Annotated in this window: 25 protein-coding genes and 1 tRNA gene; 16 read left to right on the forward strand and 10 right to left on the reverse strand. The window is 64.3% G+C overall.

The window, feature by feature from the left end; all coding sequences use genetic code 11:
* Positions 1-13 precede the first annotated feature (13 nt).
* The 4 genes from RIF85_RS02375 to RIF85_RS02390 all read left to right on the forward strand — a co-directional run bounded on the left by RIF85_RS02375 (position 14) and on the right by RIF85_RS02390 (position 3,675).
* Complete coding sequence (locus tag RIF85_RS02375) at positions 14-904, forward strand: DMT family transporter (protein WP_309070308.1); 891 nt, start codon at positions 14-16, stop codon at positions 902-904.
* 41 nt (positions 905-945) lie between these two features.
* Positions 946-2,142, forward strand: a complete 1,197-nt coding sequence (locus tag RIF85_RS02380) for a glycosyltransferase (RefSeq protein WP_309070309.1) — start codon at positions 946-948, stop codon at positions 2,140-2,142.
* Between the two features lie 65 nt (positions 2,143-2,207).
* Positions 2,208-2,281: transfer RNA gene (locus RIF85_RS02385), tRNA-Ile, on the forward strand.
* A gap of 203 nt (positions 2,282-2,484) precedes the next feature.
* A complete protein-coding gene (locus RIF85_RS02390) occupies positions 2,485-3,675 on the forward strand; it encodes an acyl-CoA dehydrogenase family protein (protein ID WP_309070310.1) in 1,191 nt (396 codons plus the stop codon).
* Between the two features lie 7 nt (positions 3,676-3,682).
* Here the strand turns inward: RIF85_RS02390 and RIF85_RS02395 are convergent, their stop codons facing one another.
* On the reverse strand, positions 3,683-4,198 hold the full coding sequence (locus tag RIF85_RS02395) for a peptidoglycan DD-metalloendopeptidase family protein (protein WP_309070311.1): 516 nt from the start codon (positions 4,196-4,198) through the stop codon (positions 3,683-3,685).
* A gap of 418 nt (positions 4,199-4,616) precedes the next feature.
* Between RIF85_RS02395 and rpsB the strand changes: the two genes are divergently transcribed.
* From rpsB to RIF85_RS02425, 6 genes are all read left to right on the forward strand, one after another.
* Positions 4,617-5,495 carry a 30S ribosomal protein S2 gene (gene rpsB, locus RIF85_RS02400; RefSeq protein WP_309070312.1) on the forward strand — a complete coding sequence of 293 codons (879 nt, stop codon included), beginning with the start codon at positions 4,617-4,619 and terminating at the stop codon, positions 5,493-5,495.
* A gap of 115 nt (positions 5,496-5,610) precedes the next feature.
* Positions 5,611-6,447, forward strand: coding sequence for a translation elongation factor Ts (tsf, locus tag RIF85_RS02405; RefSeq protein WP_309070313.1), 837 nt, complete (start codon positions 5,611-5,613; stop codon positions 6,445-6,447).
* A gap of 265 nt (positions 6,448-6,712) precedes the next feature.
* Positions 6,713-7,450, forward strand: a complete 738-nt coding sequence (gene pyrH / locus RIF85_RS02410; RefSeq protein WP_309070314.1) for a UMP kinase — start codon at positions 6,713-6,715, stop codon at positions 7,448-7,450.
* Between the two features lie 106 nt (positions 7,451-7,556).
* The gene (gene frr / locus RIF85_RS02415) at positions 7,557-8,114 is read left to right on the forward strand and encodes a ribosome recycling factor (protein WP_309070315.1); all 558 of its coding nucleotides are present in this window, start codon (positions 7,557-7,559) and stop codon (positions 8,112-8,114) included.
* Positions 8,114-9,112 carry a phosphatidate cytidylyltransferase gene (locus RIF85_RS02420; protein WP_309070316.1) on the forward strand — a complete coding sequence of 333 codons (999 nt, stop codon included), beginning with the start codon at positions 8,114-8,116 and terminating at the stop codon, positions 9,110-9,112. The genes frr and RIF85_RS02420 overlap by 1 nt, the downstream gene beginning before the upstream one ends.
* A gap of 73 nt (positions 9,113-9,185) precedes the next feature.
* The gene (locus RIF85_RS02425; RefSeq protein ID WP_309070317.1) at positions 9,186-9,764 is read left to right on the forward strand and encodes a DivIVA domain-containing protein; all 579 of its coding nucleotides are present in this window, start codon (positions 9,186-9,188) and stop codon (positions 9,762-9,764) included.
* A 51-nt stretch (positions 9,765-9,815) separates the two neighbouring features.
* Here the strand turns inward: RIF85_RS02425 and RIF85_RS02430 are convergent, their stop codons facing one another.
* The 4 genes from RIF85_RS02430 to RIF85_RS02445 form a co-directional block, all read right to left on the reverse strand.
* Positions 9,816-11,276, reverse strand: coding sequence for a cation acetate symporter (locus tag RIF85_RS02430; protein WP_309070333.1), 1,461 nt, complete (start codon positions 11,274-11,276; stop codon positions 9,816-9,818).
* An 11-nt stretch (positions 11,277-11,287) separates the two neighbouring features.
* Positions 11,288-11,668: a hypothetical protein gene (locus RIF85_RS02435; protein WP_309070318.1), complete on the reverse strand. Its 381-nt coding sequence runs from the start codon at positions 11,666-11,668 to the stop codon at positions 11,288-11,290.
* A 4-nt stretch (positions 11,669-11,672) separates the two neighbouring features.
* The gene (locus RIF85_RS02440; RefSeq protein ID WP_309070319.1) at positions 11,673-12,392 is read right to left on the reverse strand and encodes a LytTR family DNA-binding domain-containing protein; all 720 of its coding nucleotides are present in this window, start codon (positions 12,390-12,392) and stop codon (positions 11,673-11,675) included.
* Between the two features lie 72 nt (positions 12,393-12,464).
* The gene (locus RIF85_RS02445; RefSeq protein WP_309070320.1) at positions 12,465-13,658 is read right to left on the reverse strand and encodes a histidine kinase; all 1,194 of its coding nucleotides are present in this window, start codon (positions 13,656-13,658) and stop codon (positions 12,465-12,467) included.
* A 214-nt stretch (positions 13,659-13,872) separates the two neighbouring features.
* Between RIF85_RS02445 and RIF85_RS02450 the strand changes: the two genes are divergently transcribed.
* Positions 13,873-14,253 (forward strand): DUF485 domain-containing protein, encoded by a 381-nt coding sequence (locus tag RIF85_RS02450; protein ID WP_309070321.1) that lies wholly within the window; start codon positions 13,873-13,875, stop codon positions 14,251-14,253.
* Entirely contained in the window at positions 14,250-15,869 is a 1,620-nt protein-coding gene (locus RIF85_RS02455; protein ID WP_309070322.1) for a cation acetate symporter, read from the forward strand. Before RIF85_RS02450 ends, RIF85_RS02455 begins: the two co-directional genes overlap by 4 nt.
* Before the next feature lie 76 nt (positions 15,870-15,945).
* Here the strand turns inward: RIF85_RS02455 and RIF85_RS02460 are convergent, their stop codons facing one another.
* From RIF85_RS02460 to RIF85_RS02470, 3 genes are all read right to left on the reverse strand, one after another.
* A complete protein-coding gene (locus tag RIF85_RS02460) occupies positions 15,946-16,578 on the reverse strand; it encodes a hypothetical protein (protein ID WP_309070323.1) in 633 nt (210 codons plus the stop codon).
* Positions 16,579-16,585: 7 nt separating this feature from the next.
* Entirely contained in the window at positions 16,586-17,002 is a 417-nt protein-coding gene (locus tag RIF85_RS02465) for a DUF4383 domain-containing protein (RefSeq protein WP_309070324.1), read from the reverse strand.
* Between the two features lie 106 nt (positions 17,003-17,108).
* On the reverse strand, positions 17,109-17,579 hold the full coding sequence (locus RIF85_RS02470; protein ID WP_309070325.1) for an Lrp/AsnC family transcriptional regulator: 471 nt from the start codon (positions 17,577-17,579) through the stop codon (positions 17,109-17,111).
* Between the two features lie 203 nt (positions 17,580-17,782).
* Between RIF85_RS02470 and pdhA the strand changes: the two genes are divergently transcribed.
* From pdhA to RIF85_RS02485, 3 genes are read left to right on the forward strand one after another with little or no spacing between them, the layout of a single operon-like run.
* The gene (pdhA, locus tag RIF85_RS02475) at positions 17,783-18,898 is read left to right on the forward strand and encodes a pyruvate dehydrogenase (acetyl-transferring) E1 component subunit alpha (RefSeq protein WP_309070326.1); all 1,116 of its coding nucleotides are present in this window, start codon (positions 17,783-17,785) and stop codon (positions 18,896-18,898) included.
* Positions 18,898-19,914, forward strand: coding sequence for an alpha-ketoacid dehydrogenase subunit beta (locus tag RIF85_RS02480; RefSeq protein WP_309070327.1), 1,017 nt, complete (start codon positions 18,898-18,900; stop codon positions 19,912-19,914). Before pdhA ends, RIF85_RS02480 begins: the two co-directional genes overlap by 1 nt.
* Positions 19,915-19,922: 8 nt before the next feature.
* On the forward strand, positions 19,923-21,341 hold the full coding sequence (locus RIF85_RS02485) for a dihydrolipoamide acetyltransferase family protein (RefSeq protein ID WP_309070328.1): 1,419 nt from the start codon (positions 19,923-19,925) through the stop codon (positions 21,339-21,341).
* 93 nt (positions 21,342-21,434) lie between these two features.
* Here the strand turns inward: RIF85_RS02485 and RIF85_RS02490 are convergent, their stop codons facing one another.
* Positions 21,435-21,902: a GNAT family N-acetyltransferase gene (locus tag RIF85_RS02490; RefSeq protein ID WP_309070329.1), complete on the reverse strand. Its 468-nt coding sequence runs from the start codon at positions 21,900-21,902 to the stop codon at positions 21,435-21,437.
* A 110-nt stretch (positions 21,903-22,012) separates the two neighbouring features.
* On the reverse strand, positions 22,013-22,627 hold the full coding sequence (locus RIF85_RS02495; RefSeq protein WP_309070330.1) for a TetR/AcrR family transcriptional regulator: 615 nt from the start codon (positions 22,625-22,627) through the stop codon (positions 22,013-22,015).
* A gap of 167 nt (positions 22,628-22,794) precedes the next feature.
* On the opposite strand from RIF85_RS02495, the gene RIF85_RS02500 reads away from it, so the two are divergent.
* Positions 22,795-23,464: carboxyl transferase domain-containing protein (locus RIF85_RS02500; RefSeq protein WP_309070331.1), on the forward strand; the 670-nt coding region annotated here is incomplete at its 3' end.

The following is a 23,464-nucleotide window of genomic DNA, read 5'->3' on the forward strand; positions in this document are numbered from 1 at the left end:
GGGAAGCGGGCGCATGGCCTGGGTAGCGGTCTTCCTGGCGCTGCTCGGCGCATGCTTTCTGGCCGTCGGCGCACAGCGCCAGGGCAGCGCCGTACGCTCGAACACCGGCGGCCTGTCCCTGAACTCGAACGGCTTCCTGCGCCTGCTTCGAAATCCGCGCTGGATTCTGGGTCTGATCCTCCTTGGCGTGGGCATGGTGTGCAATGTGATCGCACTGAGCCTCGCCAGCCTCACAGTTGTGCAGCCCATCGGCGCCATCGCGCTGGTCATCACCACAGTGGTCAACTCCCGGGACCAGGGCGTGCGCATCAACCGGGCCACCGTCGTCGCAATTTCGGCATGCGTCACCGGAAGCGCGCTGTTCGTGCTGCTTGCGGTAAACGTAACCAGGAAGGACCACGTTGTCCTGCCCGACCAGGAACTGACGGCCGTCCTGCTGCTGTGTATCGCCGTGGCAGTCTTCGGAACTCTGGCGTTCGTCTTCAAGCGGCGTCTCAGCGCATTCGCCTACATCCTCGGAGCAGGTGTGCTCTTCGGTTTCGTGGCAGTACTGACCAAGATCATCGCCACGCATCTACTGGACCCGAATGGGCGGTTTTTGCTCAACGTTCCGATCTACAGCGTTATCGCGATCATCGCCGCCGCGGGTCTCGGCTCATGGTTCGTGCAAAGCGCCTACGCCACAGGTCCGCCGGACCTGGTGATCGCAGGCCTGACAGTGGTGGATCCGATCGTGGGAATCGCCGTCGGCATCGTGGTGCTGGGCGAACTGCAGCCGAATGTGGAATCGGTGATCGCAATTGCCATGGGAGCGGCAGCCATCGTTGCTATTGTTGGAGTAATAGCCCTGTCGCGCCACCATCCAGACGTGGTCAAGCGCCAGAAAGAAGCACGACGGCGGTAACGCCGGACTTCGCCCATCGTTGCCAACCCGAGGACTACTTCGTGACTGATACGGCAGCAGACGCGCCGCTGACCATTCTCATCGCTGCTGATACCTATCCGCCGCACGTCAATGGAGCGGCGCAGTTCGGGTACCGGCTCGCCAAGGGCATGACGGCCCGTGGACACAACGTGCACGTCCTGGCGCCCCACACCACCACCGGCAAAAGTTTTACGGAACCGGGCGGGGACTGGACGGTACACCGGCTCCGCTCCCATGCCGTTCCCACGCACGACTACTGGCGTATCTGCCTTCCCTGGGAAATCAAGCGTGACATCCGGATGCTTTTCGACCGTGTGCAGCCCGATGTTGTGCATATTCAGTGCCACTACATGGTCGGTGAGTACGCGCTCTACGAGGCTCTCAAACGCGGCATCCGCGTGATCGCCACCAACCACTTCATGCCCGAGAACCTGAATCCGTTCCTGCCTTTCCCACGGTGGTTCAAGAACATTGTGGCGAAGAATTCATGGCGCGACATGGGCAGGAAGATGGGGAAGGCTGACGTTGTCACCACACCCACCCCGCTCGCCGCGAAGGCAATGCATGAGCACGCTTTTCTCCGCAAGGTGCTGCCGCTGTCGAATGGGATCGATGCGGCGGCTTACGAGCCCAAGCCGGGTGAACAGATCGAGCGTCCTGACTACCCGATCGTGCTCTTCGTCGGGCGCCTCGCGGAGGAAAAGCACGTGGACGTCCTGATCGACGCAGTGGCAAAGACACCGAAGGAGCTGAACCTGCACCTGGAGATTGTCGGTGGGGGAGAGGTCAAGCCGGCGCTGCAGGCGCAGGCCAAGCGGCTCGGACTGGAAGACCGCGTGAAGTTCCATGGCCTGATTGATGATGAGGAGTTGCGGCTGGCGTACCTGCGCGCAACCGTGTTCTGCCAGCCGGGTACCGCTGAACTTCAGTCGTTGGTCACTCTTGAGGCGATGTCCGCGTCGACGCCGGTGTTGCTCGCCAACGCGATGGCCCTGCCGCATCTGGTTGAGGACGGCTCCAATGGTTACCTGTTCACCCCGCATGACAGCACCGAGCTGGGTGAACGACTCACCGAAATCATCTCCATGCCGGAAGCCGAGCGCGAGCGGATGGGCAAGATGAGCCGCTCCATGGTGGAGAAGCACAGTATCGACTCCACGCTTTCCACCTTCGAGGATCTGTACCACGGCCGATCCCACGAGAGCGAAACGGTCTGACTCGCCGAAAGCACAGCTCGGTTCGTGACTAGAATGGATTGCGCCGATGGTCTCATCGGTGCTGCGGGGCTGTAGCTCAGCCGGTTAGAGCAGCGGACTCATAATCCGTTTGTCGTGGGTTCAAGCCCCACCAGCCCTACAGATCGGAAGGAACCCTGGCCTTGAGGCCGGGGTTCCTTTCATTCTCGGGCGAGTCGTCGGAAAGCGGCATTGAGACCGGAGACGCCGGCGGCTGGTGCCCAAAGTTACTCGCGGGTAACATGAGTCCGATGAGCCGCGCTAACAGTGCGCGGACCCCGCCGGCGGGGGCGAGCGCCGGGCCACTGATGGTGAGGAACATTCATGGGTGCACCCACACTCGACGCAGACAACCTGCCGTACGCCGACGGTGACTTCTACTTTTTCGAACAACTGCTGGACTCCAGGGAGCGCACCCGCCTTCATGAGGTGCGGGAATGGCTCGCCCAGGAGATCCGCCCAAACGCATCGCGCTGGTGGAACGCAGGCGTGTTCCCGACCGAGTTGATCCCTCGCATTGCGGAGTTGGACGTCGTCTCGCCGGTGAAGCGTCAGGGTTTCTCGAATCTGTTTGCGGGGCTGCTGCACGCCGAGTTCACCCGCGCCGATACATCGATCGCCACGTTCATGGGAGTCCATGACGGGCTGTTCACAGGGTCCATTGAAACGCTGGCCTCACCGGAGCAGCAGGCCGCGTGGCTGCCGGACATCTACGCGATGAAGAAGATCGGCGCCTTCGGCCTGACCGAGCCGCTTGGCGGGTCTGATGTGGCCGGCGGAACGCGCACCACCGCAGAGCGCAACGGCGACGGATGGGTCCTCAACGGGGCAAAGCGCTGGATCGGAAATGCCACGTTCTCCGACTGGGTGGTCATTTTCGCCCGGGATGTCGCGGACAACCAGGTCAAGGGCTTCATGGTGGACACGTCGCTGCCGGGCTACAAGGCCACCAAGATCGAGAACAAGACGGCCCTGCGAACGGTGGAGAACGCCGACATCCTCCTGGAGGGTCTCCAGGTGAGCGATGACTTCCGGCTGGCCGGTGCGAACAGTTTCAAGGACGCCAACAAGGTGCTTCGCATTACCCGGCTGTCCGTGGCGTGGCAGGCGGTGGGGCAGCAGCTTGCGGCGTTCGACGTGGCCCGCCGCTATGCTGTGGAGCGCCAGCAGTTCGGACGTCCGCTCGCCTCCTTCCAGCTCATTCAGCAGCAGTTGGTGGAAATGCTGGGCAACACGGTGAGCTCCCTGGGCATGATGGTGCGGCTGGCCCAGCTCGCGGACGAAGGCGGTGCCCGCGACGAACAGTCAGCCCTCGCCAAGGCGTTCACGACCGCCCGCATGCGGGAGACCGTCGCACTTGGCCGAAGCATTCTGGGGGGCAACGGCATAGTCACCGACTATGAGATGGCGAAGATCTTCGCCGACGCAGAGGCTGTCTACTCCTATGAAGGAACCTACGAGATCAACTCCCTGGTCACGGGGCGGGCAATCACCGGGATTGCCGCTTTCATCTAGCGGAGTTCTATCCTGTGCCGGCCAGCGGCAGCAGGATGGAGGGACGCCGGTCGGAGACGAGCGGGAGTGGGTTGATGTATTCACCATTCTCCCGGACGCCCCAGTGCACACAGGGGTCAGGGCAGTGGGGTTCGGAGCTGATGCTCCCGACTACCTGCCCCCTTTGCACGCTTGCACCTTTCACCACGGACGCGGTGACCGGTTCGAAGCTGGACAGGAACCCGTCTCCATGGTCGATGGTCAGCACCGGCCTGTTCACCACCGTGCCGGTGAACACCACGACCCCATCGGCGGGGCTCAGCACCACGCCGTCCGCCGCGCCGAGATCGACACCGCGGTGACCGGCCATCCACCTCTCCGGCGGTCGATCGAAATGGCGAAGCACGGGGACGCCGCCGCTCAGCGGCCATTCCCAGAGTCCCTCGGCAGGAGGGGCGGCCGGGGCCGGCCCGCCGATGGAGAGCAGCGCCCCGATAGCGGCGGCCATGAGCAACGGGCGGGGCAGGTTCTTTCGCGCAGTCACCCATCCACTATCCAACCGGTCGTTTCCCTCGTGCCGGCGTCGTGGGCCTATGTGGAAATGTCCATCTGATTCGGCCGGATTGTGGAGGAAGGGCCGGATGTGCTCCCCGTCAGGAGTGACGGGCTGCTGTAGTACACTAGGTGAAGCAGTTTCCCGTATGCCGTCATGCCACAAAGCTCTTCGTGTGGTTCTGCGGCTCGTCGGGAACTGACTACGCGTGTCCCGATTCACAGGTCGATCGCCGCTGAACTTCACTGGTGGGCGTATACCTGGGAACACTGCTCCAGCGGTCCGGAGGAATCCGGTTGGAGCGGTGAGTCATCTGACGGACACCAGGACCCCGCATAGTCCGCGGGAATCAACCGTCAAACCGGCAGATTACACAGCAATGACTGTGCTGCCCTACGAAAGGAACGACATGCCAGTCGTTACCATGCGCCAGCTGCTCGACAGCGGCGTCCACTTCGGCCACCAGACCCGCCGCTGGAACCCGAAGATGAAGCGCTTCATCTTCACCGAGCGCAACGGTATCTACATCATTGACCTGCAGCAGTCGCTGTCCTATATCGACCGCGCCTACGAGTTCATCAAGGCCACCGTTGCCCACGGCGGAACCGTGCTCTTCGTCGGTACCAAGAAGCAGGCACAGGAAGCCATCGCCGAGCAGGCCACCCGCGTTGGCCAGCCGTACGTCAACCAGCGTTGGCTCGGCGGCATGCTCACCAACTTCCAGACCGTCTCCAAGCGCATCCAGCGCATGAAGGAGCTCGAGGAAATCAACTTCGAGGATGTCGCCGGTTCCGGCCACACCAAGAAGGAACTCCTCCTGCTGCAGCGCGAGCTGACCAAGCTTGAGAGCAACCTCGGCGGTATCCGCAACCTCACCAAGGCTCCGTCCATCGTGTGGGTTGTCGACACCAAGAAGGAACACCTCGCCATCGACGAGGCCAAGAAGCTCAACATCCCGGTTGTCGCAATCCTCGACACCAACTGCGACCCCGATGAGGTCGACTTCCCGATCCCGGGCAATGACGACGCCATCCGCGCAGTCAACCTGCTGACCCGCGTTGTCGCCGACGCCGTTGCCGAGGGCCTCATCGCCCGCAACAACCGCGCTTCGGGCAACGACGCCGCCGCAGCAGAAGAGCCGCTCGCCGAGTGGGAGCGTGAACTGCTCGAAGGCAGCGCCGCGCCTGCTGCTGAAGAGGCTCCTGCCGCGGAAGCACCTGCTGCTGAAGAGGCACCCGCTGCTGAAGCAGCTCCTGCTGAGGAAGCTGCCGAGGGCGAGAGCAAGTAGTTTCGGTGACAGGGTGCGGGATTCAAGCCCGCACCCTTTCGCTTGTGCCGGACCTGTTTCCGGAGAACTTTCACTCAAATTATCTTGACGAGAAAACCACATCTGAGGAGTTCAAATGGCAAACTACACTGCCGCTGACATCAAGGCTCTCCGCGAGCGGACCGGCGCCGGAATGATGGACGTGAAGAAGGCTCTCGACGAGGCCAACGGCGATGCCGAGAAGGCCATGGAGCTCATTCGCATCAAGGGCCTGAAGGGCGCAACCAAGCGCGAAGGCCGTTCGACCGCCGAAGGCCTCGTTGCCGCCAAGGTCGAGGGCAACGTCGGCGTCATGGTCGAGGTCAACTGCGAGACCGACTTCGTCGCGAAGGCCGGCCCGTTCATCGAATTCGCCAACAAGGTCCTTGCTGCCGCGATTGAGTCGGGTGCCGCTGACGTCGAGTCGCTGCTCGCACACACCGTTGACGGCAAGCCCGTCTCGGAGCACGTTATCGAAGCCGGAGCCCTGCTCGGCGAGAAGGTGGACATCCGCCGCGTGGCACGTGTTGAGGGTGCAATCGTTGACGCGTACCTCCACAAGACGTCGAAGGACCTCCCCGCACAGGTGGGCGTGCTCTTCGCAGTAGAGGGCAGCGGAGACGGTGCAGCCGAGGCCGCACACGATGTCGCCGTTCACATCGCCGCCTACTCGCCGACCTACCTCACCCGTGAGGATGTTCCGGCTGAACTCGTCGAGACCGAGCGCCGCATCGCTGACGAGACCGCCCGCGCGGAGGGCAAGCCCGAGGCCGCTCTCACCAAGATCGTCGAGGGTCGCCTGACCGGCTTCTTCAAGGAGGGCGTGCTGGTGGACCAGGCGTTCGCCAAGGACGCCAAGAAGTCCGTCGCCCAGGTGCTGAAGGAAGCCGGCGTCGAGCCCAAGGAATTCGCTCGTTTCCGGGTTGGTGCCTAACCGGCGCGAAACCCTTACGGGTTGAATTTGTTTGAGATGATGGAGGGGCGGTCGCCACGGTGACCGCCCCTCCGCCATGTGCGGTGACCATGTGCGGTGACCGTCGCCGTACCGGACCTGCAAGACTGATTCCACCAACCATTCGAGACCTGCCGACCGGGGCCTTCAACGACGCCGGGGGCAGGGTGATCTTCCACCGCACCCTCGTTGAACCACCAGCGCAGCTGCGCAACTGAACCGCACGTACGAAAGCCCGGGAGGCATCATGGAGAAATACGACAACGCTGGCCACAGCGGATCCCCGAGGCGGCGCGTGCTGTTGAAGCTCTCCGGAGAGGTCTTCGGAGGCGGAAAGCTCGGCGTCGACCCTGACATGGTCCGGGGAATAGCTAAGCAGATCGCCGCGACAATCGGGCAGGTGGAAGTTGCCATTGTTGTCGGCGGCGGGAACTTCTTCCGCGGCGCCGAACTCTCCCAGAGCGGCATGGACCGATCGCGCGCCGACTACATGGGCATGCTCGGAACAGTCATGAACTGCCTCGCCCTGCAGGACTTCCTTGAGCAGGCGGGTGTCGAGACCCGCGTCCAGAGCGCCATCACCATGGGACAGGTTGCGGAAGCCTACATCCCGCGGCGCGCCATCCGGCACCTGGAAAAGGGCCGCGTAGTGATCTTCGGCGCCGGTGCCGGGCTGCCGTATTTCTCAACCGACACCGTCGCCGCCCAGCGGGCGCTGGAAGTGCGCGCCGACGTCGTACTCATGGCCAAAAGCGGCGTGGACGGCGTGTACACAGCTGACCCGCGCAAAGACCCGAGCGCGCAGAAGCTGGAGGCGCTCTCCTACGATGACGCCCTGCGTCAGGACATCCGCGTAATGGACCAGACCGCCATGACCATGTGCAAGGACAACAACCTCTCCATGGTGGTCTTCGGCATGGAGGGCGAAGGCAACGTCACCAGCGCAATCATGGGGGAGCGCATCGGCACGATCGTCACTGCCTGAGCGCCGCGCGCGGCCGGGCGGTCCCGGTGCCGGCCCGGCTGTGAACTAGGATTATCAACTGAATCGGACGCTTAGAAGCAGCGGATTTCGAACCAAAGGAGAAATCGTGATCGAAGAGACCATGTCAGAGGCCACCGACCGTATGGACAAGGCCGTCGAGGCCGCGAAGGAAGACTTCGCGACAGTACGCACCGGCCGTGCCAACCCGTCCCTGTTCTCGAAGGTCGTCGTCAACTACTACGGCTCACCGACGCCGCTGCAGCAGCTGGCGTCCTTCCAGAACCCGGAAGCGCGCACGCTGCTGATCACTCCGTTTGACCGCTCCGCGCTCAGCGAGATCGAAAAGGCACTGCGCGACTCGGACCTCGGCGCCAACCCGTCCAACGACGGCAACGTCATCCGGGTGGTGCTTCCCGAACTGACGGAGGAACGCCGCAAGGAGTACGTCAAGCTGGTCCGCGGCAAGGCAGAAGACGCCAAGATCCAGATCCGGAACATCCGCCGCAAGGCGAAGGACGGCATCGACAAGGCTGTGAAGGACGGCGACGCCGGCGAAGACGAGGGCGCACGTGCCGAGAAGGATCTCGATGCACGCACGAAGTCCCACACCGACACCATCGACGACATGCTCAAGCGCAAGGAAACAGAGCTGCTCGAGGTCTGATGAGCGACTCCCAGCCTTCTACCGAGGCTGGCCGCACGCCTGCCGCTGATGCTGCACACCAGGCGGCGGCCGGTCCGCCGGCCGCCGGCGTCCTGCCCGGCAGGCGTGCACTCCGCGAGGCAGCGAAATCAAGCCGCACCGGCCTGTTCAAGCGCCGGTCGCCGCGGCCACCGTCCGGTGCAGCCTCCCGCGCGGGGCGGAATCTGCCGGCGGCTATCGGCGTCGGGCTTGCCCTGCTCGTGTCGCTGCTGGTGGGGATGCTGTTCCTGCCGCTGGCTTTTGTGGCACTCACCACGATGATCGGCGTCGTCGGCGTCTGGGAAGTGGGCAGAGCGCTTGAGGTGCGGCACATCAAGGTTCCCACCGTCCCGGCGGTGGCGGCAGGCGTCGCGCTTCCTTTCGCGGCCTACCTCGGTGGGCCGGAAGCGCTGGCCTTTGCAACGGTAGCCTCGGTGACAGCGCTGGTTCTCTGGCGCTCCCTCGACCCTGCTCCAGACGCCGCGCGAAGCATTATGGCCGGCACCTTTGTGCTCCTATGGGTGCCGTTCCTGCTCAGCTTCGCCATGCTGCTGCTCCAGGAGCCGTCCGGTTCCATCAAGGTGGCAACCCTCCTGCTTCTCGTGGTCGCGAACGACACCTTCGGTTACCTGGTCGGCGCATTCTTCGGCAAACACGCTATGGCCCCCCGTATCAGCCCGAAGAAGTCGTGGGAGGGCTTCGGCGGGTCGATCGGTGGAGCGATGATCGTGGGCGTACTCGCGGTGGTGCTCCTTCTCGACAGGCCATGGTGGGTCGGCATCTGCCTGGCCGTTGCCGTTGTCGCTGCGGCCACGGCCGGAGACCTCGCGGAGTCGATGATCAAACGGGAACTGGGTGTCAAGGACATGAGCAGCATCCTGCCCGGACATGGCGGCGTCATGGACCGGCTCGATTCGATCGTCTTCGCTTCGCCGGTTGCCTTCCTGCTGTCCGTTACATTGGTACCCGGATCCCTGTAGAACCTGGTGACTGCGCGCGGTGACCGCGACGGTGCGAAGAACGCCACGGAACGAAGAAAGAGAACGCACACCCATGGATGGAGCACGCAACGGCAGCTCGCCGTTTGCCCGTGTCGGTCGCCGCGAATTCGGCTACAACGCGAAGCAGGTTGACAGGTTCCTGACCCGTGCGCGCACCTTCTACAACTCCGACGGCACTGACGGTGAACCCGTCACCAGTAGTGACGTGCGCACCATGGCTTTCGACCCTGCCCGCGGCGGATACGAACCGCGGGCGGTTGACGCGGCGCTCGACCGGCTGGAAGACGTCTTCGCCCAGCGCGAGCGTGACGCCCTCATCGAGTCCAACGGCGAGCAGGCCTGGCTGATGCAGATCGGGCGTATCTCCGCTGTGCTGCGGGGGAGGCTTCACCGTCCCCCGGGCGAGCGCTTCCGTCGCCCGTCGCGGAATAATGCCACCAGCTACAACATCGAGGATGTCGACGCTCTGTGCAACGAGCTGCTCGGCTACTTCGAGAACGACATGCCGCTGAGCGTCGACGTGGTACGCAGGGCTGTCTTCCGCGAAGCTATCGGCCAGGACGGCTACGAGGAAACCCAGGTCGATGCCTTCCTCGACCGCGTGGTTGAGCTCATGGCCGCCATCGACTGAGGCTCTTACCGCAGTAGGGTGATCGACGGCGACGGCGGCTCTTGATCAGGATCAGGCGGCTTCGGGCGTGTGTAGCCGGGCAAGGACCCGTGACGCATTTCGGGGCCGGCGCCGCGCCGTAAGCCGGGATACCGCGATGGTGATGGCAAAGGCTGCCGGAACGGTCCAGAGGGCCGGTAGCCGGAGCCACTGGGGCGCCTGATCGGCTCCCAGCGCGGCCGCGAGCAGGATCGACCCACCGCAGAGTACCGCTCCTGACGCCATGCCGGCGATAGCTCCGACGTCGGTAAGTCCACGCCACCAGATGCCCAGGACCAGAAGGGGGCAGATGGTTGAGGCGGTGAACGCAAAGACCATGCTTACGCTGCCTGCCAGCGCAAGCGTGTCGGTGAGCAGCGCGAAGCCGAGGGGAATAAGGGCCGAGACGATCGCCGCCCACCGGAAACCGGAAACGCTCGCACGGAAGAAGTCCTGGCTGACCACGCCCGCCAGCGACACCACCAGTCCGCTAGACGTGGAGAGGAAGGCGGCGAACGCGCCGGCCGTGACGAAGGCCGAGAGGATGTCTCCTCCGAGTCCGTCGAAGATGCGGCTCGGCAGCAGCAGCACGGTGGCATCCGCTGAACCCTCCACCGCCAGATCAGGCGTGTGGATCCTGCCCAGCACGCCGTACAGGGTAGGGAACAGGTAGAAGACTGAGAGCAGTCCCAGCACAAGGAGCGTCGTCCGGCGTGCCGAGGCTCCGTCCGGGTTCGTGTAGAAGCGCACCAGCACATGCGGTAGCCCTAGAGTGCCGAACAGCAGCGCGATCACGAGCGAGATGTTCTGGTAGAGGGAGGCCGACCCGGTGGCGTTGAGGCTGGAACTGAAGACGGCGCCGTCGTCCGTCAGGGATGCCCCGGAGCCGGCGAGCTGCATGAGGATAAAGATCACCGGAACGGCCAGCGCCGTCAGCTTCAGCCAGTACTGGAAGGCCTGGACGAACGTGATGGAGCGCATTCCGCCGGTGATCACACTCAGGCACACCACCACGACGACGGCGACTGACCCCACCCAGGACGGCAGGCCCGTAGTGATGCGCACGGTAAGCGCAGCCCCGTGCAGTTGCGGCACGATATACAGCCACCCGACGGCGATGACGAGCAGACTCGTCACGCGACGCACGCTTCGGGAGTCAAGACGCGCCTCCGCGAAATCGGGAATGGTGTAGGCGCCCGAGCGCCGCAGGGGAGCCGCCACGAACAACAGGAGCATGAGGTAGCCGGCGGTGTAGCCGATCGGGAACCAGAGCGCGTCCACGCCGGAAAGGAGGATCAATCCGGCCACCCCGAGGAAGCTCGCGGCGGACAGGTATTCTCCTCCGATGGCAGAGGCGTTCCACCAGGGGCGCACGGTGCGGGAAGCGACGTAAAAGTCGCCCGTGGTCCGGGAGATCCGCAGCCCATAGATACCGATCAGGACCGTGGCTACGGCAACGAGGATCAGCGATACGTATCCCACCACGGGGTTCAGCTCGGGGAACGTCATTCGTCGTTCACCAGGTCGCGGAAACGCTGTTCGATCCGTCCGGCGCTCCGGACGTACAGCACGGCGCAGCCGATGACCACGGGGTAGATGCCGAGCCCGAGGAGAAGCCAGGGAACGGGAACGGTTGCGATGGTCCAGCTGTGGATGGCCGGAAAGAGGCTGAACAGGACCGGGATGCCGACGAGGATCACCAGGAAGCCTGACGCGACGACCGCTGACAGCCTGAGTTGGGAGCGGATGAGCGAGCGCACAAAAAGTTCACCGACGTCGGACTGTTCCGCCAGTTCCCTCGCGACCGGGTAGGTGGGCGCCGGACCCGTCGCTGAGCGGGGCGCGGTGACCCGCACGCGTGGCGGGCGCTGTTCAGGGGCCGACACCGCGCTACTGTCCGGGCCGCAGGCGGGTGGCTTCGAGCTTGCCGCGGATCTCGGACAGGTGCCGACGGCTCACCGGCAATTCAGCGTCACCCACAAGCACACTGGCCTTGCCCGTTCCCAGCTTGACCTGGGTTACCTGGTCCATGGCCACAAGGTACGACCGGTGCGTGCGCAGGAATCCGGCGTCAGCCCACTGGCGCTCCAGGTCGTTCAGGGGAATCCGGATGAGGTAGCTTGCCTCGGCGGTGTGCAGCCGGGCGTAATCACCCTGCGCCTGTACGTAGCGAATCTCATCCCGCCGGATCATCTTGCTGATCCCGCCCTGGTCGACGGTGATGACCTCCGGCGTGGTGGCCCCATCCTCCATCAGTTCGCAGATCCGCCGTACGGACTCGGTGAGTCTCTCGGTGCGTACCGGCTTGAGCAGATAGTCGACGGCGCGGAGTTCGAAGGCCTCCAGAGCCCGGTCCTCGTCCGCGGTGACGAAGACGACGGCGGGAGGCCGGCTGAAGCGTGAAATGACCCTTGCGATGTCCAGACCGGTCAGCGAGGGCATATGGATGTCGAGGAACAGTGCGTCGATGGTGTGGTCCTGCAGGATCCGCAGGGCCTCGGCGCCGCTCGAAGCCTGATGAATAGTGTCGATGCGGGCATCCCTGGAGAGCAGGAAACCCAGCTCGGCGAGTGCCGGAAGTTCATCGTCGACGATGACCACGTTGACCATGGTTCCAGATTACGCGGAAACTGCGGGCGCTCTTGTCGGTACCCATTACGTGGGTTGCCGCACAGCCGGAGTTCAGGTTCGGTGGGCGGGCTGGGACTTCGGGATGCGCAGGGTGACCAGCGTGCCGGCGCCCGGCGCGGTGTCGACCACCAGTCCGTGGGCTTCGCCGTAGACCTGCCGCAGTCTGGAATCGACGTTGCGCAGGCCCACGTGCACGCCGTCCACATGCCCGGCAAGAACGGCACGCAGCCGGTCGGGATCCATCCCCACGCCGTCGTCCTCGATTGTCACTTCCGCATAGGCTCCGGCGTCGTGGGCGGTGATGGTGATATGCCCTGTACCGTCTTTCGAGTCCAGACCATGCCGGACGGCGTTTTCCACGAGCGGTTGCAGGCTGAGGAAAGGGATCACCGTGCTGAGTACTTCAGGACCGATCTGGAGACTGACTTTGAGCCGGTCCCCGAACCTGGCTCGCTCGAGCAGGAGGTAGCGGTCGATCGACCGCAGCTCCTCGGCCACGGTGGTGAAGTCACCGTGGCGGCGGAACGAGTAGCGCGTGAAATCCGCGAACTCGACCACAAGCTCGCGGGCACGCTCAGGATCGGTGTTGATGAAGGAGGCGATCGCGTTGAGAGAGTTATAGATGAAGTGCGGGCTGATCTGCGCCCGCAGCGCGCGTACCTCGGCTTCCATGAGCTGGGTGCGTGACGAATCGAGCTCGGCCAGTTCCACCTGCGTGGCAACCCAGGCACCGACCTCGTTGGTTGCACGCACGAGGCCTGCGTTGACCGAGGGCACAAAGGCACCCACCGTACCGACCACCCGGCCGTTCACGCGGATCGGAGCAACCACTGCTTCCGCGATGCCGGTCTGCTCTCCGGTCACGCTTCCCAGCTGCGGCCCTTTGAAGATCCGCGTGCGCCCGCTGGACAGTACGTCCTGCGCGAGGAGCATCACCTCGGACGGCTCTTTCGCGGCACCCTCCCAGGCAAGGACGCCGTCCGTGTCGGTCACCAGCAAGGCCTGACAGCGCAGAAGGCCGCGAAGATGGCGCGCTGCCTTCGACGCTCCGGCCGGTGTCAGCCCGGTCCGCAGGTGTTCCGATGCCTGGGCCACCGTGTGGAGGGTCGCGTAGGTGGCGCGATCGGCGTCGGACCCCAGATCCCGGTAGGAGCGTGAGAACTTGAACCCCAAAACCGCGACCACTGCCAGGGTGATGATGACGACGGCGGCAACAAGCGCTACGTCCACGGCGGGGCTGAGCATGGGTCAAGAGTAGCGGTCACCGGAACGACGTCCGACACCGTTCGGCGCAGGGCCGCACCGTTCACCGCACGTACTTGTCCATTGGGCGACGGACCCCGGCAGGTTCTTGGCATCGACGCGCCGGGTGATCGACAGTGATGGGAGTCACACTCCCTTTCCCGTGCCGTCCAGTGCGGCGCTGACCTTCAGGGGAGCCCCTAACAAGGAGGTAACAATGGGTTCCGACCCATCGCGCGACGCACCGCCGCCGGCCCCGGTGGACTTCACCGAAGTCCAGCAGCGGCCGGAGTTCAGGGAGCTGCGCAAACGGCACCGCAGCTTCGTCTTTCCCATGGCAGCGGTCTTCCTGCTGTGGTACTTCCTGTATGTCCTGCTCGCTGACTACGCACACGAGTTCATGTCGACTCCTGTGTTCGGGAATGTGAACATCGGGCTGATCCTCGGGCTGCTGCAGTTCGTCAGCACCTTCGGAATCACCATGTGGTACGTCAGCTATGCCAACAAGAGGCTCGATCCGATCGCGGAGGGCCTCCGCAATGACCTTGAAGGCGTGCTGCCTGAGACAAACCAGACCCTCGAGGGAGGAACCCGATGAGGCAGTACCTGCCGATGCAGACCGCCGAGACAACCACGGTCGGTGAGCCGTGGCTGAACATGACCATTTTCGGTCTGTTCGTGGCGATCACCCTGGTGATCGTGCTGCGCGCCAGCCGCAACAACAAGACCGCGGCCGACTACTACGCAGCCGGCCGCTCTTTCACCGGCCCGCAGAACGGCACGGCGATCGCGGGCGACTACCTGTCCGCCGCGTCCTTCCTCGGCATTGTGGGAGCCATCGCCATCAACGGCTATGACGGCTTCCTGTACTCAATCGGCTTCCTGGTGGCCTGGCTGGTTGCGCTGCTGCTCGTCGCAGAGTTGCTTCGCAACACCGGCAAGTTCACCATGGCGGACGTCCTCTCCTTCCGGTTGCAGCAGCGTCCCGTGCGGATCGCCGCGGCCATCACCACGCTCGCCGTGTGCTTCTTCTACCTGCTGGCGCAGATGGCCGGAGCCGGTGCGCTGGTGTCGCTGCTCCTCGGCATCGACGACCGCCTCGGCCAGTCCCTCGTCATCACCGTCGTGGGCGCGCTCATGATCCTGTATGTACTGGTTGGCGGCATGAAGGGCACCACCTGGGTGCAGATCATCAAGGCCTGCCTGCTCATCGCCGGCGCGTTCGTGATGACCGTCTGGGTGCTGGCCCTGTACGGCTTCAACCTTTCCACCCTGCTTGGTGCCGCCATCGAAACCTCGGGGAATCCCGCCATCACGGGTCCCGGACTGCAGTATGGCGCCACCGGTACGACACGTCTGGACTTTGTGTCCCTCGCGCTCGCACTCGTCCTGGGAACGGCAGCACTGCCTCACGTGCTGATGCGCTTCTACACTGTGCCGACGGCCAAGGAAGCCCGCCGCTCAGTGGTGTGGGCTATCTGGCTCATCGGAGCGTTCTACCTCTTCACCCTGGTGCTCGGCTACGGTGCAGGTGCCCTGATCGGTGCGGACCGCATCAACGCGGCACCGGGCGGCGTCAACTCAGCCGCTCCGCTCCTGGCGTTCGAGCTCGGCGGACCATTCCTGCTCGGCATCATCTCCGCGGTCGCCTTTGCCACGATCCTCGCCGTTGTTGCCGGGCTGACGATCACCGCGGCGGCGTCCTTCGCCCACGACATCTACGCAAACGTCGTCCGGCGCGGCAAGGTCGATCCCGACGGTGAGGTGAAGGTCGCCCGGCGTACCGTCGTCGTTATTGGAGTGCTTTCCATCCTCGGTGGAATCGGTGCGCAGGGGCAGAACGTTGCGTTCCTCGTTGCTCTGGCTTTCGCGGTGGCAGCGAGTGCGAACCTGCCGACCATCATCTACTCGCTGTTCTGGAGCAAGTTCAACACCCAGGGCGCGCTCTGGAGCATGTACGGCGGCCTGCTCACGGCAATCATCCTCATCGCGTTCTCCCCGGTGGTCTCCGGTGGTGAGAAGTCGATGATCCAGACGGCGGACTTCTCCTGGTTCCCGCTGAGCAACCCCGGGATCGTCTCGATTCCGCTGGCGTTCTTCCTGGGCTGGCTCGGCACCGTGCTGGCCAAGCGCACTGAGGACGCGCAGAAGCAGGCGGAGATGGAGGTTCGCTCGCTCACCGGTGTCGGTGCGGAGAAAGCAACTCACCACTAGTTCTCCCAGCATGCACAACGGGCCGGAATCGCTTCGATTCCGGCCCGTTGTGTTGCACCTATCCGTGCCGCTGGGACTAATGGTCCGGGTGGTCCGCAGGAACCGGCACCGAACCATGCTGGCCGTGCGGCACTGCGTGCTCACCTGCCGTCGATGCGGCGAGTCCCGGCGTCGTAATTCCCGCGACCAGGACGGCGGAGAAGAAGAGCCCGGCGAGGAGCTTTCCGGGCGAGGCCGGCCGGCCTTGACGTCCGGAACGCCGGCGCAGGGTTCCCAGACAACCGAGCTGCAGGAGCACCAGTGCCAGGGCCGACACCAGCGTCAGGTCGAGCTCACGGCTGCCGGCAGGAGCCAACAGTGCGCTCCAGCTGAGGACAGCCAGGACGACGGCGGCAGCCGCGGGAAGCGCGACGGGCACGGACAGCGTAAGTAACCTCGCCGGCCGACCGGCACCGTGCCCCCCGCGCAGGGTGACGATGCCCCACGCGGTGAGCGAAAGCGCCCACAGTCCGACGGCGCCACCCAACAGAAGGGACCCCGGACCACCGCGAGCCAGGATCGAATCAGCTGCCAGGGCAAAAAAGGTCATCCCCGAACCCAGGGCAGCGAAGCCGGTAAGCAGGCGGAGTACCTCGTCCCGGGAACCCTGCCCGTCAGCGCGCTGTTGAAGAGCCGGCAGAACCCGCGCTTCAATACCGGTGACGGTCATCGGTCAATTACGCGTGTGCGCGGGTGCGTGCGGTGTGAACCTGCTTGTCCTGCGACAGGCCCACGCCGAGCAGGAGCACGGCGCTTGCGAGGTGCAGGACGTTGTCTGCACCGTTGAGGGCGATGATGTTGAGCGAGGTGCCCACCAGGAAAAGCCCGAGGATACCGACCAGGAGGTAGACGGCGCCGACGGTGGTGTTGACTCCCTTGGCGGCGCTGACCGACTTCAGGCCGGCGAGCAGCAGTGCTGCACCGATCGCCAGGTGAATGATGTTGTGGAGGGGATTGACTTCGAAGATGATCAGCGTGTTGCCTTCGGTGGCGAAGAATCCCACCCCGGACGTGACGAAGAAGCCGAGGATGCCGACCAGGAGGTAGACCGCGCCGAAGACGGTTGCGAGGAGACGGTTGGGGGAGGTGCCCATGATGATGCCTTTCCTTAGATGTGCGCTCCGGTAATGGAGTTCTGCTCACCATTCGGGTCTGTCGGCATTACGGATGGTTATTTCCCCTGATCTTCCGGAACCGGGACTACTCCTCCGAACCCCGCTGCAGCAAAGGTTCCATGCGGTAGGGAATCAGCTCGTGCATGGCAAGGGAGGTGTCACAGCGCTCCACGCCGTCGCACGCCAGGATTTTTCCGTTGATGCGGAAGAGGTCTTCCGCATCAACCGAGACAACGCGGACCAGGATGTCCGCCTGCCCGGTCAACCCGTGGGCTTCCAGAACTTCGGGGATGCCGGCCAGCTGTTCGGTGATGGGGGCCAGCTTCCGCTGGTCCACATGGACGTGGATAAACGCTGTCAGGGGGTAGCCGAGCGCGGTCGGATTGATGCGGCGCTCGAAGGAGAGGAAAGTCGAGTTTTTCTCGAGGCGGGTCATTCGCGCCTGCACTGTGTTGCGTGACAGGCCGAGTTTCTGGGCGAGGGCCACGACCGTCCTGCGGGAGTCCCGTGCAAGCGCGAGCAGGAGCCTCGAGTCGGTCGCGTCAAGGGGCTGCATAGTGCGCAACGGTAGCACGAGCTGGAGTCGTGAAATAGAGCAGAATGCTCAGTGAAAGGCAGATCGGTTGTGCTGGCTGGTCCACGTGAGTATCGTCACAATAAACCTCAGGCAACGGTGCCTTGGCTCTTTCCAGCGCCGCTCGGCCTTGGGTTCGTGGGAGCGCCGACCGCCGACGCCGCAAGACTTAAGGATGGGTGAACGTGCCTTCGAACGACCAGACGGATGCCACGCGGGATGAGCTGATCCAGCTGATTACGCCCAACGGGGAGCGCCGTTCAAACGCCGCGTACGACCCTTGGGTTGCAGATGTTGATGGGGCTGCCCTGCAGGCCCTGTATGAGGACATGGTCGTCATCCGGCGGATCGACGCCGAAGCCACCGCGCTCCAGAGGCAGGGTGAGCTCGCGCTCTGGCCGCCGCTCCTTGGTCAGGAAGCAGCGCAGATCGGTTCGGGTCGAGCCCTTCGTGAGGACGATTTTGTGTTCTCCAGCTACCGTGAGAACGGCGTGGCGTACTGCCGCGGTGTTGACCTGACGGATCTTCTCCGGGTCTGGCGCGGGAACGCCTCCTCGGGCTGGGATCCTTACGCCATCAATATGGCCACGCCCCAGGTGATCATCGGAGCGCAGACCCTGCATGCCACCGGTTATGCCATGGGCATCCTCACAGACGGCGCCGACTCGGTCGCTGTCACCTACTTCGGTGACGGTGCCACCAGTCAGGGCGATGTCAATGAAGCAATGGTGTTCGCGGCCAGCTACCAGGCACCGGTCATCTTCTTCTGCCAGAACAATCAGTGGGCCATCTCGGAGCCGGTCCGTTTGCAGGCGCATGTGCCGATTGCGCGCCGCGCACCGGGGTTCGGTATCCCGTCCGTTCGCGTTGACGGCAATGACGTGCTCGCCTGCCTTGCCGTCACACGGGAGGCGCTTGACCGGGCGAGGACGGGCGGCGGCCCGACCTTCATCGAAGCGGTGACCTACAGGATGGGCCCGCACACCACCGCGGACGATCCCACCCGATACCGGGACGCGAATGAACTTGAGGACTGGGCCGCCAAGGACCCCATTGCGCGCCTCGCCGGGCTGCTTGATTCCGAGGGCCTCCTACCCGCCGAAGTCAGCGACGCAGTCAAGGCGACAGCGGATGAGGTTGCGGCGCGGCTGCGTGAGGGATGCATCTCCATGCCGGAGCCGGCAGCTCTCGACGTGTTCAAGCATGTCTACAGTGAACCCAACTCATGGCTTGAGCGGCAGCAGGACCATTACGAGCAGTACCTGACTTCATTCGGATCTTCTGAGGAAGGGGGCCGCTGATGTCCACCATGACATTCGGGCGTGCCATCAATGCCGGGCTTCGACGCGCCATGGATAACGATCCCAAGGTTGTACTCATGGGGGAGGACATTGGGAAGCTCGGGGGCGTCTTCCGCATCACTGACGGGCTGCAGAAGGACTTCGGCCCGCACCGCGTCCTCGACACGCCGCTTGCCGAGTCCGGGATCATGGGCACGGCTGTGGGCCTGGCCTACCGGGGCTACCGTCCCGTCGTCGAGATCCAGTTCGACGGGTTCATCTACCCGGCATTTGATCAGATCGTGTGCCAGGTGGCCAAGCTGCACTATCGGACGAAGGGAGCGGTGAAGGTTCCGCTCACCATCCGTGTGCCCTTCGGCGGTGGGATCGGGTCTCCCGAACACCACTCCGAATCACCCGAGGCATACTTCACCCACACCTCGGGACTCCGCGTGGTCAGCGTTTCGAACCCGCAGGATGCCTACGTGATGATTCAGCAGGCCATCGCGAGCGATGACCCGGTGCTCTACTTTGAGCCGAAGCGTCGTTACCACGTGAAGGGGGAGGTCGACGAGAGCGTCGATCTCAGCTCCACAAGCATGAACGACGCCCGCGTGGTGACCGAGGGCAGCGATGTCACGCTCGTAACCTATGGGCCGCTCGTGCCGACGGCGCGAGACGCCGCGATCGCAGCGTCCGACGACGGGATCTCGATCGAGGTGATAGACCTTCGTTCCCTTGCGCCCATCGATTTCGGGACCGTGGAGAAATCGGTCCGGAAGACCGGACGGCTGGTCATCACCCATGAAGCCGCCCAGTCGGGCGGGCTTGGCGCGGAGATCGCCGCCAGCATCACGGAGCGCTGTTTCTACCATCTCGAGCACGCACCGGTCCGCGTGACCGGGTTCGACATCCCGTACCCCTACTCCAAGGTGGAGTTCCACCATCTGCCGGACCTTGACCGGATACTGGACGGAGTGGACCGCGCCCTCGGGCGGCCCAATTCCTTGAGCCCGCACAACGGACTGGAAGGATAGTGGCACCGGTGATCAAGGAATTCCGACTGCCCGACCTCGGTGAAGGCCTCACCGAGTCGGAAATAGTTGCCTGGCACGTCGCGGTAGGCGACACGGTGGAACTCAACCAGGTGATCGCCGATGTCGAGACCGCGAAAGCGGTCGTCGAACTGCCGTCGCCCTACGCGGGCGTCGTCGCGAAACTCCATGAGCAGCCCGGCACCGTGGTGGAGGTCGGCGCGCCGATCGTCTCCTTCGATGTGCCCGGTGCGGGTGGTGACGCACCGGCCACCGATGGCCCGGACCAGAGCAGGTCCGAGCCCGCCGAGCCGCCCAGGCGCGAGCCGAACCTCGTCGGCTACGGCGCAGCGGTCGAGAAGTCGGGTCGGCCCGCACGGCGAGCCCGGCGTGCCGGCGCAGCGGTACCAGCCACCACTATTGACGCCGCCGCTCCGGCCGCTTCTGCTCCTGCTATATCAACCGAACCAGCGGTTACGCCGCCACCGGCTCAGCCTCCGGCTCCGGCTCCTGCTCCTGCTGTTGCGGATGCGCCGCGGGAGCGTCCGCGGTCAACACCGCCGGTGCGGAAGCTCGCCCGGGACCTCGGTATCGACCTGACGGGACTGACCGGCAGCGGGCCGAACGGACTGATAGTTCGCGAAGATGTCCTTGCTGCGCAGCAGGGAAACGCTCCAGCCAGCAGGCAGATCACCGCCGAGGCACCGCCGTCGTCGGGCACCGGCGGCGAGCGCGTAACCCGGACGCCGATCAGGGGAGTGCGCAAGCACACTGCTGCCGCCATGGTGGCCAGCGCCTTCACCGCTCCGCACGTCACCGAGTTCCTGACGGTGGACGTCACCGCGTCAATGGAGCTCCTGGGACGTCTCAAGGCGAGCAGGGCCTTCGCCGATGTCCGCATCACGCCGCTGGCTCTGGTGGCGAAGGCGCTGTGCATCGCGCTCGACCGTAACCCGACCCTGAATTCCCGGTGGGATGAGGCGGCGCAGGAAATCGTGCAACACCACTACGTGAATCTGGGTATTGCGGCGGCGACACCGCGCGGATTGATGGTTCCGAATATCAAGGACGCCCACGAACTGGGCCTGCGGGAGCTGGCTGAGGCGCTGACGGACCTGACCGAGACAGCACGCGCCGGCAAGACGGGTCCGGCGGACCTTTCCGGCGGAACGATCTCCATCACCAATGTTGGAGTGTTCGGTATCGACGCCGGCACGCCCATCCTCAACCCTGGGGAAGCGGCGATCCTGGCCATGGGGTCTGTCCGCAAGATGCCATGGGAGTACAAGGATGAGATTGCCCTCCGGCAGGTGATGACCCTCAGTCTGTCCTTCGACCACCGGCTGGTGGACGGCGAACAGGGCTCACGCTTCCTGGCCGATATCGGCACGATACTGCGGGACCCGGGCATGGTTCTGACCATGGTCTAGCCGGTCCACCCGTCGTGAGCTACGTGCAGCTCCGGTGCCTGAACGCTGTAGGGTCACCGGAGCTGCACGAAACTTCTGCTAGTGAAACTTCCGCTAGCGCAGTTCGAGCAGGAGTTCCTTCACAACCGCTCCGCGGGCGTTGGCGAAGCCCTGCGTCTCACCAATCTGGGTGAAACCGTAGCGCTCAAGGATGCGGATCGAGTTCGTGTTGTCGGCGACAGCGCGTGCCCGCAGCGGGCGCTCGGTGAACTCCTCGAGGAAGAGGCCGACTGCCGCCGTCGTGATTCCCTGCCCCCAGCGTGCCTTGTCGATCCAGTAGCTGATCTCGGGGACGTCGCCGTCCCGGTAAGCCAGGATGCTGCCCACCACGGCGTCGTCAGCGACGATGGTGCGGACGGTCACGGTGGGATCATTCAGGATGTTCTGCCAGTGATGGTTGAAGACACCCCGGTCCGAAGGGTTCTTGGCGCTGAAAGCGGCCATGTGGTTGGCGCTGGGGTCCAGCTGATGGGAAAAGAATTCGTCCAGGTCGGAAGGTTCAACGGCGCGTAGCGTAATCACTGGAAGCTTTCAGGTAGGCGGAACACGGTACTTACACAAAGTTCTGGGTGCACGGAGTGTGCTTCTCCATCAGCGTACTAGGACGCAGCGCGTCGGTGCCCTTCGCGGACTTACGCCTTCACGCTCAGGGCGGCCCACGCCATTTCCTCGAGTAACTGACGCAGTTCAGCGGTGTCCTTGCTGCTGCGCCGGCGGTGAGTGGAGTGCGGGGTGGAGTTGATCAGTCCGAACGCGGCGTGCGCCTTCCGGCGCAGGTGCGTTCTGTCCTGATTACGGGCCAGCGCCGAAAGGGCGTCAACCCAGACCTCGACGTAGTTGCGCTGAAGCGACCGCACCGTTTCCTGGTCGTCGTCGGCCAGCGAACTGAGGTCCCGGTCCTGTACCCGGATGACGTTTGCATTGCGCAGGGCGAAGTCCACCTGGAACTCGATCAGCCCGCGCAAAGCCTGCTCCGGGCTCGGGCTTTCCGCAACAACCGCACGTCCACCCTCGAGCAGGTCCTGGCTGACTCCGGCGAGCAGCGCAGCAAGGACCGCAGGCTTGCCGCTGAAGTGACGGTAGACCGCCGGCCCGCTGACTCCGGCCGCCGCACCGAGATCCTCAATGGACACCCCGTTATAGCCACGCTCAGCGAAAAGCTGTGCGGCAGCATCCAGCAAGGCTGCGCGCCGGGACGCTTTGGCCAGGCTGCGGCCGGTCAGCCGCGTGGGAGCTGGAGCGTCCATGCCTTCCTTTCGTGACGGACTGTCATCGTGAAGTGAACGGGGAGTGGGACGCCTCCATTCTGGTGGACAGTTTAGTTAATAGCTACTAACCTAAATTTGAGTTAATCCCCGCTAACTGATTGTGTGCATGGGTTCTGGACACCCGTGCGCCGACCGGAAGGACGTCAATGGAGACCCTGGCATCGCGCCTTGACCCGAACGCCGAGGCGTTCCGTCAGAACCACGCGGGTCAGCGGGCGCTCGCCGATGAGCTTCGCAAACGCCTCGCGCAGACGGCTCTCGGCGGGCCGGAGCACTCGCGGGAACGCCATGTCAGCCGCGGCAAGCTGCTGCCGAGGGACCGCATCGACCATCTGCTGGATCCCGGCAGCCCGTTCCTCGAAATCGCCCCGCTGGCCGCCAACGGAATGTACAACGATGAGAGTGCCGGCGCCGGAGTCATCGCCGGGATCGGGCTGATTCACGGACGGCACGTCCTGGTGATCTCGAATGACGCAACGGTCAAGGGCGGCACGTACTATCCGATGACCGTCAAGAAGCACCTCCGGGCGCAGGAAATCGCTCTGGAGAACAACCTTCCGTGCGTGTACCTGGTGGATTCCGGCGGAGCGTTCCTGCCGAAGCAGGACGAGGTGTTTCCCGACCGGGAGCACTTCGGACGCATCTTCTATAACCAGGCCACGATGTCCGCCCGGAAGATCCCGCAGATCGCCGCGGTGATGGGCTCCTGCACGGCCGGCGGCGCCTACGTTCCGGCCATGAGCGATGAAACCGTCATTGTCCGGAACCAGGGGACCATCTTCCTCGGCGGTCCGCCGCTGGTGAAGGCTGCGATCG

Origin of the sequence: Arthrobacter sp. (assembly GCF_031179385.1) — a bacterium.
Classification (GTDB): Bacteria; Actinomycetota; Actinomycetes; order Actinomycetales; family Micrococcaceae; genus Arthrobacter_D.

What these genes read in the sequence shown, in the direction of transcription:
- tsf (WP_309070313.1), top strand. Translation starts at nt 5,611, where the DNA reads ATGGCAAACTACACTGCCGCTGACATCAAGGCTCTCCGCGAGCGGACC.
- RIF85_RS02495 (WP_309070330.1), bottom strand. Translation starts at nt 22,627, where the DNA reads ATGGACGCTCCAGCTCCCACGCGGCTGACCGGCCGCAGCCTGGCCAAA.
- pyrH (WP_309070314.1), top strand. Translation starts at nt 6,713, where the DNA reads ATGGAGAAATACGACAACGCTGGCCACAGCGGATCCCCGAGGCGGCGC.
- RIF85_RS02470 (WP_309070325.1), bottom strand. Translation starts at nt 17,579, where the DNA reads ATGCAGCCCCTTGACGCGACCGACTCGAGGCTCCTGCTCGCGCTTGCA.
- RIF85_RS02460 (WP_309070323.1), bottom strand. Translation starts at nt 16,578, where the DNA reads ATGACCGTCACCGGTATTGAAGCGCGGGTTCTGCCGGCTCTTCAACAG.
- RIF85_RS02465 (WP_309070324.1), bottom strand. Translation starts at nt 17,002, where the DNA reads ATGGGCACCTCCCCCAACCGTCTCCTCGCAACCGTCTTCGGCGCGGTC.
- RIF85_RS02390 (WP_309070310.1), top strand. Translation starts at nt 2,485, where the DNA reads ATGGGTGCACCCACACTCGACGCAGACAACCTGCCGTACGCCGACGGT.
- RIF85_RS02425 (WP_309070317.1), top strand. Translation starts at nt 9,186, where the DNA reads ATGGATGGAGCACGCAACGGCAGCTCGCCGTTTGCCCGTGTCGGTCGC.
- RIF85_RS02480 (WP_309070327.1), top strand. Translation starts at nt 18,898, where the DNA reads ATGTCCACCATGACATTCGGGCGTGCCATCAATGCCGGGCTTCGACGC.
- RIF85_RS02440 (WP_309070319.1), bottom strand. Translation starts at nt 12,392, where the DNA reads ATGGTCAACGTGGTCATCGTCGACGATGAACTTCCGGCACTCGCCGAG.
- RIF85_RS02455 (WP_309070322.1), top strand. Translation starts at nt 14,250, where the DNA reads ATGAGGCAGTACCTGCCGATGCAGACCGCCGAGACAACCACGGTCGGT.
- RIF85_RS02450 (WP_309070321.1), top strand. Translation starts at nt 13,873, where the DNA reads ATGGGTTCCGACCCATCGCGCGACGCACCGCCGCCGGCCCCGGTGGAC.
- RIF85_RS02420 (WP_309070316.1), top strand. Translation starts at nt 8,114, where the DNA reads ATGAGCGACTCCCAGCCTTCTACCGAGGCTGGCCGCACGCCTGCCGCT.
- RIF85_RS02445 (WP_309070320.1), bottom strand. Translation starts at nt 13,658, where the DNA reads ATGCTCAGCCCCGCCGTGGACGTAGCGCTTGTTGCCGCCGTCGTCATC.
- RIF85_RS02375 (WP_309070308.1), top strand. Translation starts at nt 14, where the DNA reads ATGGCCTGGGTAGCGGTCTTCCTGGCGCTGCTCGGCGCATGCTTTCTG.
- rpsB (WP_309070312.1), top strand. Translation starts at nt 4,617, where the DNA reads ATGCCAGTCGTTACCATGCGCCAGCTGCTCGACAGCGGCGTCCACTTC.